This is a genomic window from Streptomyces sp. NPDC060366 (assembly GCF_042725135.1).
Classification (GTDB): Bacteria; Actinomycetota; Actinomycetes; order Streptomycetales; family Streptomycetaceae; genus Streptomyces.
The window spans coordinates 327692-344551 of the sequence record NZ_JBHXDC010000009.1 but is presented as its reverse complement, the minus strand read 5'-3'; the positions used below and the strand labels follow the sequence as shown (position 1 = coordinate 344551).

The window sequence follows — 16860 nt, the reverse complement described above, 5'->3', positions numbered from 1 at the left end:
AACGCCGACTCCACCAGCGCCTCCGGGGTGGCCTTGCCGTACTTCCTCAGCAGACGCGCGTCCAGCGAACCCGCGTTCACCCCGATACGGATAGGGGTCCCGGCGGCCCCCGCCGCCTTCGCGATCTCCTTGACCTTGTCGTCGAACTGCTTGATGTTCCCCGGATTCACCCGCACCGCCGCACACCCCGCGTCGATCGCCGCGAACACGTACTTCGGCTGGAAATGAATATCCGCGATCACCGGGATCTGCGACTTCCGCGCGATCGTCGACAACGCGTCCGCGTCATCCTGCGTCGGACACGCCACCCGCACGATCTGGCACCCCGACGCCGTCAGCTCCGCGATCTGCTGCAACGTCGCCCCGATGTCCGACGTCCGCGTCGTCGTCATCGACTGCACCGACACCGGCGCATCCCCACCGACAGCCACCGAACCGACCTGGATCTGTCGACTGACCCTCCGGTCGGCGAGCTTCACCGGAACATCCGGCATTCCGAGAGCGATGGCGGTCATGAGGTGAGTGTCCTTTCCGAGGTCATCCGAGTCAGTACCGCGTCCGTGACGGCGTCGGCGGTCAGCCCGCAGTGGGCGAGGACCTGGGCCCGCGACCCGTGGTCGAGGAACTCGCGCGGCAGCCCGAAGTTCCGTACGGGCGTGTCGATCCCGGCGTCCGCCAGGGCCTGCGCGAACGCCGCGCCCACGCCGCCGACCCGGCCGCTGTCCTCGATGGTGATCACATGCTTGAAGTACGCGGCGGCCTCCACCAGCGTGGGGTTGACCGGGGCGACCCAGCGCGGGTCGACCACCGTCGCCCCGACGCCCGCCTCCCCGAGCCTGCCCGCGACGTCCAGCGCGAGCCGGGCCATCGGACCCACCGAGACGATCAGCACGTCGCGGCCGGGCGCGTTGTGGAGCACGTCGAAGCCGTCGGTCGTGTCGATCGCGGGGATGTCCGCGCCGGTGGTCCCCTTGGGGAAGCGCAGCACCGTCGGCCCCTGCTCCCAGGCGACCGCCTCGCGGAGCAGTTCACGCAGCGTCGCGCCGTCACGGGGCGCGGCGATACGGATGTCCGGTACGGCCTGGAAGAGCGTCAGGTCCCACATGCCGTTGTGGCTGGCGCCGTCGTCGCCGGTGACACCCGCGCGGTCCATCACCAGCGTGACCGGGGCCGAGTGCAGGGCGATGTCGGTGACCATCTGGTCGATCATGCGGTTGCCGAACGTCGCGTAGATGGCCAGCACCGGGTGCAGACCGCCGAGCGCCAGACCGGCGGCGGCCGCCGCCGCGTGCTGTTCGGCGATCCCGACGTCGATCGTGCGTGCCGGGAACTCCCGCTGGAACTCCAGCAGTCCGACCGGCTCCGCCATCGCCGCCGTGATCGCCACGACGTCGGGACGCTCCGCCCCGATCCGTACCATCTCGTCGGAGAACACCGCTGTCCACGCGGGACTCGACGCGGGCGCGGCAGTGGCCGACGGCGTCGCCCGTACGACATGGCAGCGGTCCAGGTCGTTCGTCTCGGCCGTCTCCCAGCCGCGCCCCTTCTCCGTCACCACATGGACGACGACCGGACCGCCCAGGGCCCGCGCACGACCCAGCGCGTCCTCGACGGCGGCGATGTCGTGCCCGTCGACCGGGCCGAGATAGCCGAAGCCGAACTCCTCGAAGACGTTCGCGGAGGTGGCGTCGCCCGTGGCCGAACGCAGTTTCCCGAGGTGCGCCGCCAGGCCGCCCACCGTCGGCGCGTACGAGCGCTCGTTGTCGTTGAGGACCACGATGACCGGCCGCTGGGGCGCGCCGCCCAGGTTGTTCAGCGCCTCCCAGGCGAGACCGCCGGTCAGCGCCCCGTCACCGATGACGGCGACCACGGCGCGGTCCGTGTCGCCGCTCAACTCGCGGGCGCGCGCCAGCCCGTCCGCGTAACTGAGCGCCGTCGACGCGTGCGAGTTCTCGATCACGTCGTGCTCGGACTCGGCGCGCGAGGCGTAGCCGGACAGCCCGTCACGCGTACGCAGCCCGTCGAACCCGGCGCGCCGGCCGGTCAACAGCTTCTGTACGTACGTCTGGTGGCCGATGTCCCAGAGCAGCGTGTCCTGCGGTGAGTCGAAGACCCGGTGCAGCGCGATGGTCAGTTCGACCACGCCCAGGTTGGGTCCGAGGTGTCCGCCGGAGCGGCACACCGCGTCGATCATCACCTCCCGGATCTCCGAGGCGAGCTGGCCGAGCTGCGCGGGCGAGAGACCGCGGAGATCGCGGGGAGCCGCGATCTCGTCGAGTAGTGCCATGACTGAACCCTCCATGTCCGAGGTGGCCGACGTGGCCGACGTGTCCGTGCGGTGGTGCGGATCTGTCAGGGTCGGCCGGTTCCCGGGTCGCCGTCCGTGGGCGGTGGCCGGAAGCTGATCTGCGAGCCGGGCCGCAGGCCGGCCTCGGGACCGGTGAGCGTCCAGGCGGTGTGGATCAGTACGTTGTAGTGGTTGGGGAAGTGGCAGGCGTCGAAGCCCAGCAGGGTGCCGATGGGCTCTCCGTCGACCAGGACGATGTCGCCCCGGTCCAGCACCCCGGACACCGAGATCTCCACGAATCCGAGGAAGCCGACCCGGTCGATACGGGAGCCGGCCTCGGTCTCCAGATGGTCGGTGGTGACGAGCTCGTGCAGCTCGCCCTCGCGTACGCAGCGGGAGGCGAACTCCTCCAGGCGCATACCGCGGTCCGTACGGCGGTGCCGCAGCACCTTGACCACCTCGGACCTGACCGTGCGCTTGTCGCCGTTCTCCGGGCTGGGCGCCAGCAGCGCGGGGACCTGCGTCCCGTTGGCCGTCCTGTTCATGACGTCACCGCCCCCGTCCGCTCTGTTCGCCCCGTCTGCTCGGTCCGCTCCGTGCGGTACGTCGCGTCGACCAGCTCCAGCATCGCGAGCCCGGCGCGCGAGGCGTCCGTGCCGGCGCGCACCGCCTGCTCGAACTCCTTCAGCACACCCACGTATTCGTGCTTCAGGGAGCTCTTGAACGCGTCGTGTCCGGCGAGCATGTCCGCGTGGTGCTCGGTGCCGTCCTTCAGCCGGACGGTGACGTCCTTCGCCTCGCCGTGCGGATACGACCAGTCCAGCTCCACGGTGGCGGGCACCCCGCCGGCCGAGCGCAGCTCCACCCGTGCCTGCCGGTCGACGCCCTCCCCGTCGCGTACGACCTCGGCGGACTCGACCGTCAGCTCGCCGAGGAACAGCCGCACGACGTCGAAGGCGTTGGGGCCGTTGTCGGCGACACAGCCGCCGCCGCAGCGCTCGGGGTCCAGGTACCAGCGGTCCTGGCCGACGTGCTCCTCGATCTTCTCCAGATAGCGCACCGTCACCGACTCCACCGCCGCCGCGTCGGGGAGCGAACGCAGCAGCCCGAGCACGTTGTCGTTGTAGCGCCGGTGGAACGCCGTGAACAGCACCGAGCCGCCGCCGACGGCCAGTTCGGTGAGCGCGCGGCCGTCGGCCAGGTCCAGCGCGAGCGGCTTCTCCACGCAGACCGCGACGCCCGCTTCGAGCGCGTCGCGGCACACCGCCGCGTGCGCGTCGTTGGGGACGTTGACGACGATCGCGTCGAGTTCGGTCTCGGCCAGCATCCGCCGGTGGTCCGGGAAGCAGGGCAGCCCCGCCGCGCGGTGCGGGGCCAGCGCGTCCTCGCGCAGGTCGCAGACCGCGACCAGGTCGAGCGTGGGCAGGCCGGGGAAGGCGTCGAGGTAGAACCGGGAGATGACCCCGAGCCCCACCACGCCTATCCGCAGGGGTTTCATTTTCTGTGTCCTCCTTGGACGCGATTGCCGGTGTCCGGGTGGTGGGTGTCCTCAACCGCCGGACGGGCTGGTTCTGTGTCCTCAGTCGCCGGACGGGCTCTCCTCGAGCGACTTCGGCGCCGTCAGGCCCCGTTCCGCCGCCACCGTCACCAGCTCCTCGAACAGGGCCGCCGACAGCGGGACCCCGCTCTTGCCGTGCTCCGTCGCGCGCTCCGCCTCGAACCAGCCGGGGTAGCGGACCGGACGGTCCTCGTCCACCGCCGGGGAGCCGACCAGTGCGTCGAACATCCCGGCCGTCTGCGCCTCGAAGTCCTCCTGCGGGCGCAGCTCCGCCGGGGCGACGACCAGCACCGTGAAGCCGATGTTGTCGTCCTGGCCGCTGGGGCTGCCGCTGCCGGACCAGGCTTCGGTCGCCGGGCCGAGGCCGGCGCCCGGCAGGAGCGCGCCGAGGACCTCGACGAGCAGGCCGAGCCCGTACCCCTTGAACGCCCCGGTGGCCGGATCGCCGCCCAGCCACTTCAGATAGCCGTCGCCCCGGTCCAGCGCGTGCGGGTCGGTCACCGGCAGGCCGTCCTTGTCCTCCAGCCAGCCCTCCGGGATCGGCTGTCCGGCCCGCGCCGCGCCCCGGACGCGCCCGGTCGGGACGACGGTGGTGCTCATGTCGAGGACGAGCGGCGGGCGCGCCCCGGCGGGCGCGGCGAACGCGAGCGGGTTGGTGCCGAGCAGGGCGGCCTGTCCGCCGGGCGGCCGGATGATGCGCTGCTGACCGCAGTTGGAGACGAGCAGGCAGATCATCCCGCGGTCCGCCGCGCGCTTGGCGTGCGCGCCCGCGCAGCCGAGGTGGGTGGCGTCGCGTACGGAGACGAGCCCGACGCCGTACTGGAGGGCGCGCTCGGCGGCCAGGTCCACGGCCTCGCTCGCCGACCAGAGGCCGAGGGCGCGGTGCGCGTCGAGCAGGACGGCCGCGCCCCGGTCGGCCAGCACCTCGGGCTCGGCGGCCGGGTCGCAGCGCCCGTCCTCGAAGAGCTTCAGATACAGCCGGGTGAGGTTGGTGAGGCCGTGCGAGGTGATGCCGGTCAGGTCGCCGTGGACCAGGGCCTGCGCGGCGGTCAGGGCCCGCTCGGCGGGCAGGCCGTGGTGCCGGAACACGGCGGCGGTGAACTCCACCAGTTCGGTGAGGTCGACGCGCGGTGTCGCGGAGGCGGAGGCGGCGGTCGTGGTCGTCGTGGTCGTCGTGCTCGTCGTCATGAGGTCAGTTCCCCTGGTCCAGCCGATTGCGTGCGAAGGAGATGAGCAGGCGCTCGATGTGCCGCGCGTACCGGTCGAGGTCGGCCAGATCGGCGAACTCACCTTCCGCGTGAGCCTGGTTGGCGCCGAGATCGCCGGGGCCGAAGACCACCGTCGAGGTGTCGGGTACGCCGGCCAGCCAGATCGCGTCACAGGTGAACGCGGGCAGTTCGGCGGGCCACGGCGCGAGTCCCGCCCGGTCCAGCAGCAGTTCACCGACCCACGCGTCGTCGGCGTACAGGGCGGGCAGTCCGCGCTTGAGCCAGTCCAGATGGGTCACGCGGGCGGCGTCGCGGGCGGTGGTGGCGAAGGTCGGGCTGTCGGCGAAGCGTTCGCGGAACCGCTCCACGCCGGTCCGCAGTACGTCGTCCAGCGCGGCTTCCAGCTTGCGCCCGGTGTCCTGGGAGCCGTACGACAGATTGATCAGCAACTGGCCCGTGCCATAGACCTTGTTGTGCATGGAGCCGGTGTTCATGCCGGCGACGCAGACCTGTCCGTCGACCGCGTACGGCGGCAGTTCCGACGCGAGGTGCTGGGCGAGATAGCCCAGTAACACCGTCGCGTTGTGGCCCGCGCCCGGCTCGTCGTCGATGCCGTCGCGGCCGTCGACGCGCAGGCGCGCGGTCATGGAGGCGGTGGCCCTGCTCAGTACGCGGAAGCCGGTCGGCTCGCAGAAGACGTTGAGCCGTCCCACGTACCCCTGCTCGACCAGCGGCTTCGTGCCGAACACCCCCATGGCGCCGCCCTCTTCGCCCGCGACGAGCTGGATCAGCACGCCCACCTCGGTGCCGAGCGCGGGGGAGGCGGCGAGGGCGGCCCGCAGTCCGGCGAGGAGTCCGACGGCGGGGCCCTTGGCGTCGATGGAACCGCGGCCGTGGAACCGCGAACCGCTGAAGGAGACCGGGCCGCCGCCCGCGACGGTGTCCATGTGCACGTTGAACATCACCGTTGCGGCGCGCGGCAGTTCGGGGCCGAGACGCAGGACCATGTTCGGCTGGCAGTCGAGGAATCCGGGCGCGGTGTCGGCCGCCTGGCTCACCGCCCGGGGCACGTCCGAGCCGGTGACGGCGTCGGGGCCGGCGGGGGCGTGGTGGACGACCCGGAAGCCGAGCCGGCCCGCCGCCTCGGCGTACGCGCTCTGCGCCTCCCAGAGCTCCACCGGCTCCTTGCCGCCGGTCTCCAGCGGTCCGGCGGTGCGCAGGGCGAGGAGATGCAGGAGCAGTTCCCGGTCGGACTCGGTCAGCCCGGCGGCGGCGCCCGGATTGGTCCGCCGGGTCGGCAGGTCGTAGGCCGGACGCTGGTCGTAGGTCATGCGGGTCGGTTCCCCTCTCTCTTCCGGCGGCCTGTCAGATGACGCTGTCCGTGACCGTGGCCGGACCCAGCTCGCGCACGAGCTTCTCGAGCCGCTGCCCGTACGCCACGAACTCGTCCACGTAGTCCCCGGACGGGTCCGACCAGCCCTCGTGGGGACGGATGTTGATGTGCGGCTCGATCGAGACGGTGCCGGAGTAGCCCCGGTCGAACAGCAGGCGCAGCGAGTCCGCGACCCGGCAGTCCCCGTCGCCGGGCAGCGAGTAGAACTGCGCGCTCGTGTCGCCCGTGCCGTCCTTCACATGCACGTGGGCGACGTACGGCGCGATGTGCGCGAGATGGTCGTACGCCTCGTAGCCGTACGCGATGCCGTTGCCGACGTCGAAGAGCAGCCGCAGGGCGGGGCTGTCGGCGGCCTCCAGGAGCCGAAGCATGCGCGCCGGGTCGGTGGCGGCCCAGCCGGCGCAGTTCTCGTGCACCAGCACCAGGCCGGCGTCCTCGGCGCGCACGGTGAGCCGTCGTATCCGGTCGAGCACTTCGCGCTCCCAACCGGCTTCCGAGAGACCGGCGTTGGGGTAGGACATGATGCGTACGTAGCGGGTGCCGAGGCGGTCGCAGCGGTCGGCCAGCCGCGCCAGCTCGTCGAGGTCGTCGGTGAACGGCGAGGCGATCGTACGGGCCCAGTTGCCGATCCGGGAGTCGACGCAGGAGACGCCGAGCCCGGCCTCGGCGATCGACCCGGCCACCCGGTCGAAGGCCGGGCCGTCGAGTTCGGCGAGGGGCACACCGTCGACCGAGCGCAGCTCCACGCTGTCCCAGCCGAGCCGCCGTACCGCCTCGATCTGCCGGTCGAGACCCGGGGCGGCCTCGTCGCCGATACCGCTGAGACGGATGTCAGCCCTCATGGTCGGCACCGCCCTGGAGCGCGGGGGAGACACCGGTCAGCGGTGGCCGGACGGGGGCCGTCGAGTCCCCGCGGGCGTTCTGCGCGGCGGCCAACAGACGTGCCTCCTGAAGGAGTTGGACCACCCGTCGCGCGATCGCGTAGTCGTCCATGTCGTCCACGCCGTCCGAAGCGCCACCGCCCGAGCCGCTGCCGCCCGAACCACCGGAGCCCGCATCGCCCACGTCCGCCGCCCGGTACTCCCGGTAGGCGTGGTCCACGTAACTGGTCAGCGCGTCGTCGAAGAGGAGCCGCGGCGTCGCCGCACCGCCGCCCGCGTCGTCGTGGACGGTCAGGCTGGCGTGGTGGTCGACGTCGCTGATCGGGTAGTGGCCGACGACATGGCCGGTGTCGAACCGCAGCCCGACACGGCGTTCGCGGATCGGCGAGGTGAGGTCGGAGGCTATCTCCGTGGTGACGCCGTTGTGGTGCTGGAGCGTCAGCCGGGCGCCGCCCATGTCGGGGATGACGGTGTCGCCGATCCGCATGTCCGTCAGCGCCGCGTCGGTGATCCGTGCGTCCCCCGCGAGACGCAGGGCGACACCGAGCGAGTGCGGCAGCTCCACGTCGAAGGCGGTGGTGTGGTTGTTGGAGCGCAGGGTGCGCGTCCAGCGCGGCTTGAACTGGGTGAAGGAGAGCGAACGCAGCTCGCCCAGCGTGCCGTAGCGCGTCAGCTCCGCCAGTTCCCGGGTCAGCGCGCTGGCCAGCCACGGCGAGACGACCCGCAGCCGCAGACCGCGCACCCGCGCCAGCATGTCGATGGCCTCCAGGCCGGCGATGTCGTCGGCCATCGGCTTCTCGACCACGATGCGCGTGTAGCCGAGATCGGCCAGCTCCTGGAGCGTGGCGAACCGGTCGGCCGGCGGCGTGCACAGATGGACGACCGTGGTGGCGGGGTCCGCCAGCTCCGCCGCGTGGGCCAGTGAGTCCGCCGGCACCAGGCCCTCGGCCAGGGCCTGTTCGCGGATGTCCTGGACGTCCCACACCACGGGCGGGTCCGGTGACCACAGACCGCTTTCGTCCGGCAGGGCGCGCAGCTTGCGCAGCACCGGCCAGTGCAGCCCGAGGCCGGCTCGCCCGCCGCCGACGATGAACGTGTTCAGCATGACGTGACCTTCGCTCTTGAGGAGATCTGGCGTCTGGCGGAAGGGGAACGGGCTGCGGGATCAGTGGTCGCGGTAGGCCACGGACGTGGCCATGTCGGCGAGTTCGCGCTTCCACTCCTCGCTGATGGGAGCCGCCGACAGCGCCTCGTGCGCCTGCACCACCAACTCGTCGATCCGGCGCTCCACTTCTGCGCGTACGCCGCTGCTGGTCAGCGCCTCGGCGAGCGCTGCGCCGTCCCACTCGGCGGCCTGGACCAGCTCGCCCACGCGCGGGTCGCGCAGCGCGGCGAGGCTCACCAGGAGCGTCATCTTGTGCTGTTCGGCGTCCAGACCGACCGGTTTGCCGACCGCGTCGGCGTCGCCGTAGGTGTCGATGAGGTCGTCGCGCAGCTGGAACGCCTCGCCCAGCGCGGTGCCGTACGCCTCGAAGGCGGCGGCCGACGTGGTGTCGCCCGCGATGGCCGCGCCGAGTTCCAGCGGCCGGTGGATGCTGTAGTGACCGGACTTGGCGTTGGCGATGTACCGGGCCAGCTTCGGGTCCGGGAGGGATTCCGCGGCGACCGTCACGTCGAGGTGCTGGCCGATGATCATCTCGCTGACGAGCCGGCCCCAGACCAGCCGGGCCTCGGCGGGCAGATCCTGGATGAGCTGCCCGGCGTAGGAGAAGGCCAGGTCACCCGCGAGTACGGCGATGCCCTCGCCGTAACGGCGGGCCTCGCCCTGCCAGCCCCGAGCCTGGTGCAGCTCGATGTGCCGGACATGGACCGTGGGCTTGCCGCGGCGCAGATGGGAGTCGTCGATGACGTCGTCGTGGATGAGCGCGAACGCGTGCAGCATCTCGATGGCCGCCGCCGCGTCCACCACGCGCGAGTCGGACAGCTCACCGCCCGCCGCCAGGAAGCCGGCCGCGCAGAACGCGGGGCGCAGGCGTTTGCCGCCGGCGCGGATCAGTTCGCCGATGGCGTCGACGGGGACCGCGGCGCGCGCGTCGACCGCCGCCCAGCGGGAGTGCTCCGCGGCGAGCATGGCGTCGAGCCGCTCCTCGGTGCGGTCCAGGACGGCCGCGCGGGACTGCGCGGCGAGCCCTGCGAGGTGCTCGACGGCCGGTGCGGGCGGTGAGACGGTCATGAGCGTTCTCCTGTCGTGTCGGCGGTCGTGCCGGCGATCTGGTCCTCGGGGCGCCGGGCCCGTGTTTTCAGGCGTACGGCTCCGAGGCGTGGGGCTCCGGGCTCGCGGCGCCGGCGCCGGTACCCGAGCGGCGCGAGCCGTACGGCTCCTGTCGGAGGGCTGACGGATCGGGCCGACGGATCAGGCGGACGGATCAGGCGGACGGACGTGCCTGGCCGAGGCCCGACGGCAGCTGGAAGACGATGTCCTCCTTGGTCGTGACGGACAGCTCCACGTCGTGGTAGCCCAACTGGTCCAGTCGCTCCAGCAGTTGGTCGACCAGGAGCTCCGGCGCGCTGGCGCCGGCGCTCACGCCGATCGTCCCCACCCCGTCCAGCCAGCTCACGTCGAGTTCGGTGACGTCCGGCACCAGATAGGCGGCGGTCCCTTCGAGGAGGGCGACCTCCACCATCCGTACCGAGTTGCTGGAGTTGCGCGATCCGACGACCAGGACGAGATCGCTGCGCGCGGCGATCTGCTTCACCGCGACCTGCCGGTTGGTGCTCGCGTAACAGATATCGCCGTCGGCCGGGCTGCGCAGATCGTCGAAGCGCTCGCCCAGCACGGCGACGATGCCCGCCGTCTCGTCCATCGAGAGCGTCGTCTGGGTGAGCACCGCGACCGGGGTGTCACGCGGCAGATCGAGCTGCCGCGCGCTCTCCTCGCTCTCCACGATCACCGTCCGGTCGGGGGCCTCGCCGTACGTGCCCTCGACCTCCTCGTGGTCGGCGTGGCCGACCAGCAGCAGGGTGCGGCCGTCGCGGGCGTAGCGCCGGGCCTCCTGGTGGACCTTCGACACCAGTGGGCAGGTCGCGTCGATGGTGTCGAGCCGGCGGGCCTTCGCGTTCTCGCGGACCTCGGGGGCGACCCCGTGCGCGGAGAACACACAGACCGCGCCGGGCGGCACCTCCGCCTCGGAGTCCACGAAGATCGCGCCGCGCCGCTTCAGCACCCCCACCACGTAGTGGTTGTGCACGATTTCTTTTCGCACATAGACGGGAGCGCCGTGGACCTCCAATGCCTTCTCGACGATTTCTATCGCCCGGCGTACCCCCGCACAGAATCCGCGTGGCTCGGCGAGGATCACTTTCTTGTCGGACACGATGTCGGTCACGACTGGAAACTCCTGTCGGTCCGTGGAATTGGGCTTCACCGTCGACCACAGGGAAGAGGCAAGTCAAGGTTTTTCGGACCGGCAATAAGCAAGGAGCCAGGTAATAGGCAGAGTTCTGCACGCTCTTGCCTGCACTGTCCCCCGCAACTGCCAATGGATTGCCGGGTGATTGCTATCGAAGGGGTGTCGGCGCGCGGTCTACGTTCGATCGGACGTAACGAGCAGAACCGCGGAGTTCCGGACGAGCAGTTCAGACAAGCAGAACCGTGGATTCCGCCCAGCACCGCCGAGACGAGTGGAGTGAAATGGACAGCAAGGCGATGCCGGCTCCGGCGAGCACCGTCCCGTTCTTCACGCAGGCGGAATCCTTCGAGCGTTTGTGGCCCCGGCTCAGCGCGTATCTCGACGAGGTCTGCGAGTCGGGGACGTACTCCAACGGGCCGAAGACCGCCGAGCTGGAGGCCGCGCTGCGCGACTACACCGGTGCCCGGCACGCGATAGCCGTCGGCAACGGCACCGACGCGCTGGTCCTGCTGCTGCGCGCGGCGGGGATCGGCCCCGGCGACGAGGTGATCGTGCCGGCCTTCAGCTTCTTCGCGTCGGCCAGCTCCGTGGCGCTCGTCGGGGCGGTGCCCGTCTTCGCCGACGTCGATCCGCTCACGTACAACATCGACCCGGCCGCCCTCGAAGCGCTGATCACACCGCGCACCAAGGCCGTCATGCCGGTGCATCTGTTCTGCCAGCCCGCCGACATGACCGCGGTGCTCGCCGTCGCCGAACGCCACGGCCTGCTCGTCCTGGAGGACAGCGCCGAGGGCATCGGGATGCGGCTGAACGGACGCCACACCGGTCTGATCGGGGCGGGCGGCGTGCTGTCGTTCTTCCCCACCAAGACGCTCGGCGCGCTCGGCGACGCCGGCATGGTGCTGACCGACGACGACGCGCTCGCCGGCGCCGTCCAGCGGCTGCGCGACCACGGCCGGCCCGCGCTGCCGCCCCCGGCCGCGGCCTCCGGCGGGAAGCCCGCCGCCGCCCCCGCCGCACGCGCCGAGTACGCGCGGCAGGGCGAACTGGCGGGCACCAACAGCAAGATGGACGAACTCCAGGCCGCGGCCCTGCTCACGAAGCTGACCACGCTGGACGACGACATCCGCCGCCGCGCCGTGCTGGCCGACGCGTACACCCGCAGGCTGCGCGGTATCCCCGGCGTCCGCGGGCTGCCGGCGGTCGTGGAACGCGGTGAGCCGGTGGATCCGGTCTTCTACGTCTATCTCATCGAGACCGACCGGCGCGACGCCCTCGTCTCGCACCTCGCCGCCGCGGGCATCGGCACCGAGACGTACTACCCGCTGCCGCTGCACCTCCAGCCGTGCTTCGCCCATCTCGGCCACCAGGAAGGCGACTTCCCGCACGCCGAGGCGGCCAGCCACCGCACCGTGGCCCTGCCGCTCTACCCCGAGCTGACCCTCGCGCAGCTCGGCCGGGTGTGCGACGCCGTCCGCTCCTTCTTCACCGGGAGTACGTCATGACCACCGAGACCTCGCCCGCACAGACCGCCCCGGCGCGCGTCGCCGCGGCCACGTCGAGCCCCGAGACCGTCCCCTACGCGCACACCCGGCTCCCCGACGCGGATCGTGAACTGCTGCGCGAGGTGCTGTACGAGGTCGGAACCGACCCCGAGCAGAAGTTCATACTCGGCCGCCGCACCGCCGAACTGGAGCGGCGGCTGGCCGACCGCGCGGGTGTGCGCGACGTCGTCGCCTGCGCCAGCGGCACCGGCGCCCTCGTCCTCGCCCTGCGGGCCGTCGGGGTCGTCCCCGGTGACGAGGTGATCGTGCCCGCCTTCGGTGCGGAGCCGCTGGCCGCGACGGTGCTCGGTGTCGGCGCGGTGCCGGTCTTCGCCGACGTCGACCCGGTGACGATGGTCATGGACCCGGTCGACGCGGAGAGCCGGGTGACGGACCGCACCCGCGCGGTCGTCCCCGCCCACACCTTCACGACGATGGCCGACATGCCCGCGATCATGGCCTTCGCGCGGCGGCGCGGCATCGCGGTCATCGAGGACGCGGCGGTGGCGCAGGGCGCGACCCTGGGCGGCCGGGCGGCCGGTACCTGGGGGGACATCGGGCTCTACTCGTTCTTCCCGGTCAAGCCGTTCGGGATGCCCGGCGAAGGCGCGGTGGTCCTCTCCGACAACCCCGAACTCGCGACGCTCGTACGGCGGTTGCGCAACCACGGGCAGGACGGTGTGCAGCGCTTCGTGCACCACGAGGTCGGTCTCAACAGCCGCTTCGACGAGGTGCTGGCCGGTTTCCAGCTCGCCCGGCTGGACCGCGCCGACGACATGGTCGCCCGGCGCGCCGCGATCGCCGCGCACTACAACTCACGGTTCGCGGCGCTGCGCGGGAGCGGTCTGCTCGCCCCCACCACCGGCGCCGACGGCCAGTGCCACTACGTCTACGCCGTCCAGACCATCTGCCGGGACTCGCTGGCGGCGCACCTCGCCGCGCACGGCATCGGCAGCCGCGTGTACTACCCGGTGCCGCTGCCCAGGCTGTCCGCCTTCGCCGCGTACGCGGGGGAGGGCGCGGACGGCCGGCGTCCCGGTACGGAACTGGCGAGCGCGCGCCATCTCGCGCTGCCGCTGAATCTCAATCTGACGGACAGTCAGGTCGAGCGTACGGCCGACGTGGTCTGCGCCTTCTTCGACTGACCACCGGCGCGGCCCCCCCCACGCGCGCGCTCGGCCGCTCAAGCCCGACCGCTGTCGCCCGACCCTGACCAACTGACCAATCTTCTCCGACGGGAGCAACCGTGAAAAGCAAGGTCGTCGTTGTCGGGCAGGGGTACGTGGGCCTGCCACTGGCCGTCCGGGCCGCACAGGCCGGCCACCAAGTGGTCGGCTACGACGTGGACACCGACCGCGTCAAACGGCTCGTCAGCGGTGAGTCCTACGTCGAGGACATCCCCGACGCACAGCTCGCCGTCCTGCTCGACCGGGGCACCTACCTGCCCACCACCGACCCCTCGGACCTCGACGGCTTCGACATAGCCGTCGTCACCGTGCCCACCCCGCTGCGGGACGGCGCCCCCGACCTCTCGTACATCGAGTCGGCCGCCCACACCCTCGCCGGCCGGCTGCGCCCCGGCGCGACCGTGGTCCTGGAGTCGACCACCTACCCCGGCACCACCGTCGAACTGCTCGTCCCGCTGCTGGAGGAGGGCTCGGGCCTCGTCGCCGGCCAGGACTTCCACCTCGGCTACAGCCCCGAGCGCATCGACCCCGGCAACCCCACCTGGCGGCTGGAGAACACGCCCAAGGTGGTGTCCGGCATCGACCCGGCGTCGCTCACCGCCGTACAGGCCTTCTACGACACGATCACCAGCAACACCGTGCCGGTACGCACGACCGAGGTCGCCGAGCTGTCCAAACTGATCGAGAACACGTTCAGGCACGTCAACATCGCCCTGGTCAACGAGATGGCGATGTACGCGCACGAACTCGGCGTCGACGTCTGGGAGGCGCTGGACGCCGCCGCCTCCAAGCCCTTCGGCTTCATGCGCTTCACCCCCGGCCCCGGGGTCGGCGGGCACTGTCTGCCGGTCGACCCCGAGTACCTGTCCTGGCGGGTCAGGCGCACGCTCGGCCGCAGCTTCCAGTTCGTCGAACTCGCCAACGAGATCAACGGACACATGCCCGACCACGTGGTCCAGCGGCTGCTGCTCGCCTTCAACGCCCGCCGCAGGCCGCTGGCCGGATCGCGGGTCCTGCTCCTGGGCCTCGCGTACAAGCCGAACACCGGCGACGCGCGCGAGTCGCCCGCGCTGCGCGTGGCGGAGCTGCTGCTCGGTCTCGGCGCCGAGGTACGCGCGGCCGACCCGTACGTGGTCGAGGCGGTCACCGTGAACAGCAGGCTGACCCGCTGCGACTTCACCGAGGAGGAGCTGGCGGCGGCCGACGCGGTGGTGCTGCTGACCGACCACGACGCCTTCGACTACGAACTCGTCGCCCGCGCCTCGGACTTCGTCCTGGACTGCCGGCACCGGCTGGAGACCGGCCCCACCGTCGAAGTCCTCTGAAGCCCTGCGCAGTCCTCCAAGCGGTGATCAGGCGAGCGAGAGACCGGCCGCTAACCAGGCCGTCCAACGGGAGACGGAGACACACGTGAGTGACGGACATCTGGAGGTCTGCATCGTCGGCGCCGGGCCTCGTGGGCTCTCGGTGCTGGAGCGGCTCTGCGTCAACGCGCGCCGGCGCCTGCCGGAAGGCTCCACCCTCACGGTGCACGTCGTGGACCCGCACCGCCCCGGCGCCGGCGGGGTGTGGCGCACCGACCAGTCCCACCATCTGCTGATGAACACCGTCGCCTCCCAGGTCACGCTGTTCACCGACGAGAGCGTGGAGATCGACGGCGAACTCGCCCCCGGCCCCAGCCTGTACGACTGGGCGGTCCGGACGGCGGCGGCGCCGGGGGAGGGGCCCGGAGAGGCGTACGACGACCAGGTGCGTGCCGAGGCCCGCGACCTCACCCCGGACTCCTACCCGACCCGCGCCTTCTACGGCCACTACCTGGAGTGGGTCTTCCGGCACGTCGTCCGCACCGCGCCCGCGCACGTCCGCGTCGTCGTCCACCCGTGGCGGGCGGTCCGGCTGGACGAAGCCCCGGACGGCCCGGACGGCCCGCAGAGCGTGTTCCTCGCCGACGGCTCCCGCGTCGACGGCCTGGACGCGGTCGTCCTGGCCCAGGGCCACCTCCCCGTCCGCGGCGGCCCCGGCGAGCGCGAACTCGCCGACTTCGCGCGGACCCACGCGCTGACCTACGTCCCGCCGGCCAACCCCGCCGACACCGACCTGTCCGCCGTCCGGCCGGGCGAGGCCGTCGCCCTGCGCGGACTCGGGCTCAACTTCTTCGACCATCTGACGCTGTTCACGCTCGGCCGCGGCGGCACGTACACCCGCCGGGACGGCCGGCTCGTCTACGGCCCGTCCGGACGCGAACCACGCCTGTACGCCGCCTCCCGGCGCGGCATCCCGTACCACTCACGGGGCCGCAACCAGAAGGGCGCGCACGGCCGGCACATCCCACGGGTCCTCACCCCCGAGGCGCTGGAGCGGCTGCGCACCGCCGCCCGGCTCGGCGGCGGCCTCGACTTCGGCCGCGACCTGTGGCCGCTGATCGCCAAGGAGGTCGAGACCGTCTACTACACGGCGCTGCTCGCCCGGCGCGTCGGCGAGCACGAGGCCGGCCGGTTCGGCGACCGGTATCTGAAACCGGCCTGGGGATCGGCCGAGGAGTCCGACCTGCTCGACGCGTACGGCATCGGCCCCGAGGCCCACTGGGACTGGAAGCACCTCTCCCTGCCCCACGCCGACCAGGGCTTCCGGAGCGTCGGCGACCACCGCGACTGGCTGCTGGACATTCTGCGCCGGGACCTCGCCGAGTCCGAGGCGGGCAATGTCGAAGGCCCGCTCAAGGCCGCCCTCGACGTGCTGCGGGACCTGCGCAACGAGATCCGGCTGGTGGTCGACCACGGCGGACTCACCGGCCGCTCGCACCGCGACGACCTGGAGCGCTGGTACACCCCGCTGAACGCCTTCCTGTCCATCGGCCCGCCGGCCGCCCGGATCGAGCAGATGATCGCCCTCGTCGAGGCCGGGGTGCTGGACGTCCTCGGCCCCGACATGCGCGTCGGCACCGACCCCGACCAGGGCGTCTTCACCGTCGAGGCACCCGCCGTGCCCGGCTCCGCGACCAGTGTCACCACCCTCGTCGAGGCCCGGCTGCCCGAGCCCGACCTGCGCCGCACGACCGATCCGCTGCTGACGGACCTGCTGGCCGGCGGGCGGTGCCGCCCCTATGCCATAGCGGACCCGGAACTCGGCGCGTACGAGACCGGCGGCCTGGCCGTCACGCCCCGGCCCTACCGGCTGGTCGACACCGAGGGCCGCGCCCACCCCCGGCGCTTCGCCTACGGCGTGCCGACCGAGTCCGTGCACTGGGCGACCGCCGCCGGGGTCCGCCCCGGCGTCAACTCGGTGACCCTGGGCGACTCCGACGCGATCGCCCTGGCCGTCCTGGCCCTGCCCGCCGGCCCGCCCCGGCCTCCGGTGGCGGACCACCAGAAGTCCAGGACCACGTGAAACCA

At 72.0% G+C, this 16860-nt stretch carries 14 protein-coding genes; 4 read left to right on the top strand and 10 right to left on the bottom strand.

Annotated elements, in window-relative coordinates:
* The 10 genes from ACFWHU_RS23570 to ACFWHU_RS23525 form a co-directional block, all read right to left on the bottom strand.
* On the bottom strand, positions 1-515 hold a 515-nt coding region (locus tag ACFWHU_RS23570), incomplete at its 3' end, for a flavodoxin-dependent (E)-4-hydroxy-3-methylbut-2-enyl-diphosphate synthase (RefSeq protein ID WP_387226906.1).
* Positions 512-2287 (bottom strand): 1-deoxy-D-xylulose-5-phosphate synthase, encoded by a 1776-nt coding sequence (locus tag ACFWHU_RS23565; protein ID WP_387226904.1) that lies wholly within the window; start codon positions 2285-2287, stop codon positions 512-514. The genes ACFWHU_RS23565 and ACFWHU_RS23570, both read right to left, overlap by 4 nt.
* Positions 2288-2352: 65 nt before the next feature.
* Positions 2353-2832 (bottom strand): DUF6917 domain-containing protein, encoded by a 480-nt coding sequence (locus ACFWHU_RS23560; protein ID WP_355181913.1) that lies wholly within the window; start codon positions 2830-2832, stop codon positions 2353-2355.
* Positions 2829-3785, bottom strand: a complete 957-nt coding sequence (locus ACFWHU_RS23555) for a Gfo/Idh/MocA family protein (RefSeq protein WP_385793741.1) — start codon at positions 3783-3785, stop codon at positions 2829-2831. Before ACFWHU_RS23555 ends, ACFWHU_RS23560 begins: the two co-directional genes overlap by 4 nt.
* 81 nt (positions 3786-3866) lie before the next feature.
* Positions 3867-5033, bottom strand: a complete 1167-nt coding sequence (locus ACFWHU_RS23550; protein ID WP_387226902.1) for an Ldh family oxidoreductase — start codon at positions 5031-5033, stop codon at positions 3867-3869.
* Between the two features lie 4 nt (positions 5034-5037).
* Positions 5038-6384: a M20/M25/M40 family metallo-hydrolase gene (locus ACFWHU_RS23545; RefSeq protein WP_387226900.1), complete on the bottom strand. Its 1347-nt coding sequence runs from the start codon at positions 6382-6384 to the stop codon at positions 5038-5040.
* 34 nt (positions 6385-6418) lie between these two features.
* On the bottom strand, positions 6419-7288 hold the full coding sequence (locus ACFWHU_RS23540) for a sugar phosphate isomerase/epimerase family protein (RefSeq protein ID WP_387226898.1): 870 nt from the start codon (positions 7286-7288) through the stop codon (positions 6419-6421).
* Positions 7278-8432, bottom strand: coding sequence for a Gfo/Idh/MocA family oxidoreductase (locus tag ACFWHU_RS23535; protein ID WP_387226896.1), 1155 nt, complete (start codon positions 8430-8432; stop codon positions 7278-7280). Before ACFWHU_RS23535 ends, ACFWHU_RS23540 begins: the two co-directional genes overlap by 11 nt.
* 60 nt (positions 8433-8492) lie before the next feature.
* Complete coding sequence (locus ACFWHU_RS23530; RefSeq protein WP_387226894.1) at positions 8493-9560, bottom strand: polyprenyl synthetase family protein; 1068 nt, start codon at positions 9558-9560, stop codon at positions 8493-8495.
* A gap of 193 nt (positions 9561-9753) precedes the next feature.
* Positions 9754-10713, bottom strand: a complete 960-nt coding sequence (locus tag ACFWHU_RS23525; protein ID WP_385793727.1) for a 4-hydroxy-3-methylbut-2-enyl diphosphate reductase — start codon at positions 10711-10713, stop codon at positions 9754-9756.
* A 305-nt stretch (positions 10714-11018) separates the two neighbouring features.
* Between ACFWHU_RS23525 and ACFWHU_RS23520 the strand changes: the two genes are divergently transcribed.
* From ACFWHU_RS23520 to ACFWHU_RS23505, 4 genes are all read left to right on the top strand, one after another.
* Complete coding sequence (locus tag ACFWHU_RS23520; protein ID WP_387226892.1) at positions 11019-12242, top strand: DegT/DnrJ/EryC1/StrS family aminotransferase; 1224 nt, start codon at positions 11019-11021, stop codon at positions 12240-12242.
* The gene (locus tag ACFWHU_RS23515) at positions 12239-13426 is read left to right on the top strand and encodes a DegT/DnrJ/EryC1/StrS family aminotransferase (RefSeq protein ID WP_385793723.1); all 1188 of its coding nucleotides are present in this window, start codon (positions 12239-12241) and stop codon (positions 13424-13426) included. The genes ACFWHU_RS23520 and ACFWHU_RS23515 overlap by 4 nt, the downstream gene beginning before the upstream one ends.
* A gap of 101 nt (positions 13427-13527) precedes the next feature.
* Positions 13528-14793 carry a nucleotide sugar dehydrogenase gene (locus ACFWHU_RS23510; protein WP_387226890.1) on the top strand — a complete coding sequence of 422 codons (1266 nt, stop codon included), beginning with the start codon at positions 13528-13530 and terminating at the stop codon, positions 14791-14793.
* 85 nt (positions 14794-14878) lie between these two features.
* On the top strand, positions 14879-16855 hold the full coding sequence (locus ACFWHU_RS23505) for an FAD/NAD(P)-binding protein (RefSeq protein ID WP_387226888.1): 1977 nt from the start codon (positions 14879-14881) through the stop codon (positions 16853-16855).
* The last annotated feature ends 5 nt before the right edge of the window (positions 16856-16860 follow it).

Coding starts and splice junctions, on each gene's coding strand:
- ACFWHU_RS23555 (WP_385793741.1), bottom strand. CDS start 3,785: ATGAAACCCCTGCGGATAGGCGTGGTGGGGCTCGGGGTCATCTCCCGG.
- ACFWHU_RS23540 (WP_387226898.1), bottom strand. CDS start 7,288: ATGAGGGCTGACATCCGTCTCAGCGGTATCGGCGACGAGGCCGCCCCG.
- ACFWHU_RS23520 (WP_387226892.1), top strand. CDS start 11,019: ATGGACAGCAAGGCGATGCCGGCTCCGGCGAGCACCGTCCCGTTCTTC.
- ACFWHU_RS23565 (WP_387226904.1), bottom strand. CDS start 2,287: ATGGCACTACTCGACGAGATCGCGGCTCCCCGCGATCTCCGCGGTCTC.
- ACFWHU_RS23515 (WP_385793723.1), top strand. CDS start 12,239: ATGACCACCGAGACCTCGCCCGCACAGACCGCCCCGGCGCGCGTCGCC.
- ACFWHU_RS23560 (WP_355181913.1), bottom strand. CDS start 2,832: ATGAACAGGACGGCCAACGGGACGCAGGTCCCCGCGCTGCTGGCGCCC.
- ACFWHU_RS23530 (WP_387226894.1), bottom strand. CDS start 9,560: ATGACCGTCTCACCGCCCGCACCGGCCGTCGAGCACCTCGCAGGGCTC.
- ACFWHU_RS23550 (WP_387226902.1), bottom strand. CDS start 5,033: ATGACGACGAGCACGACGACCACGACGACCACGACCGCCGCCTCCGCC.
- ACFWHU_RS23535 (WP_387226896.1), bottom strand. CDS start 8,432: ATGCTGAACACGTTCATCGTCGGCGGCGGGCGAGCCGGCCTCGGGCTG.
- ACFWHU_RS23545 (WP_387226900.1), bottom strand. CDS start 6,384: ATGACCTACGACCAGCGTCCGGCCTACGACCTGCCGACCCGGCGGACC.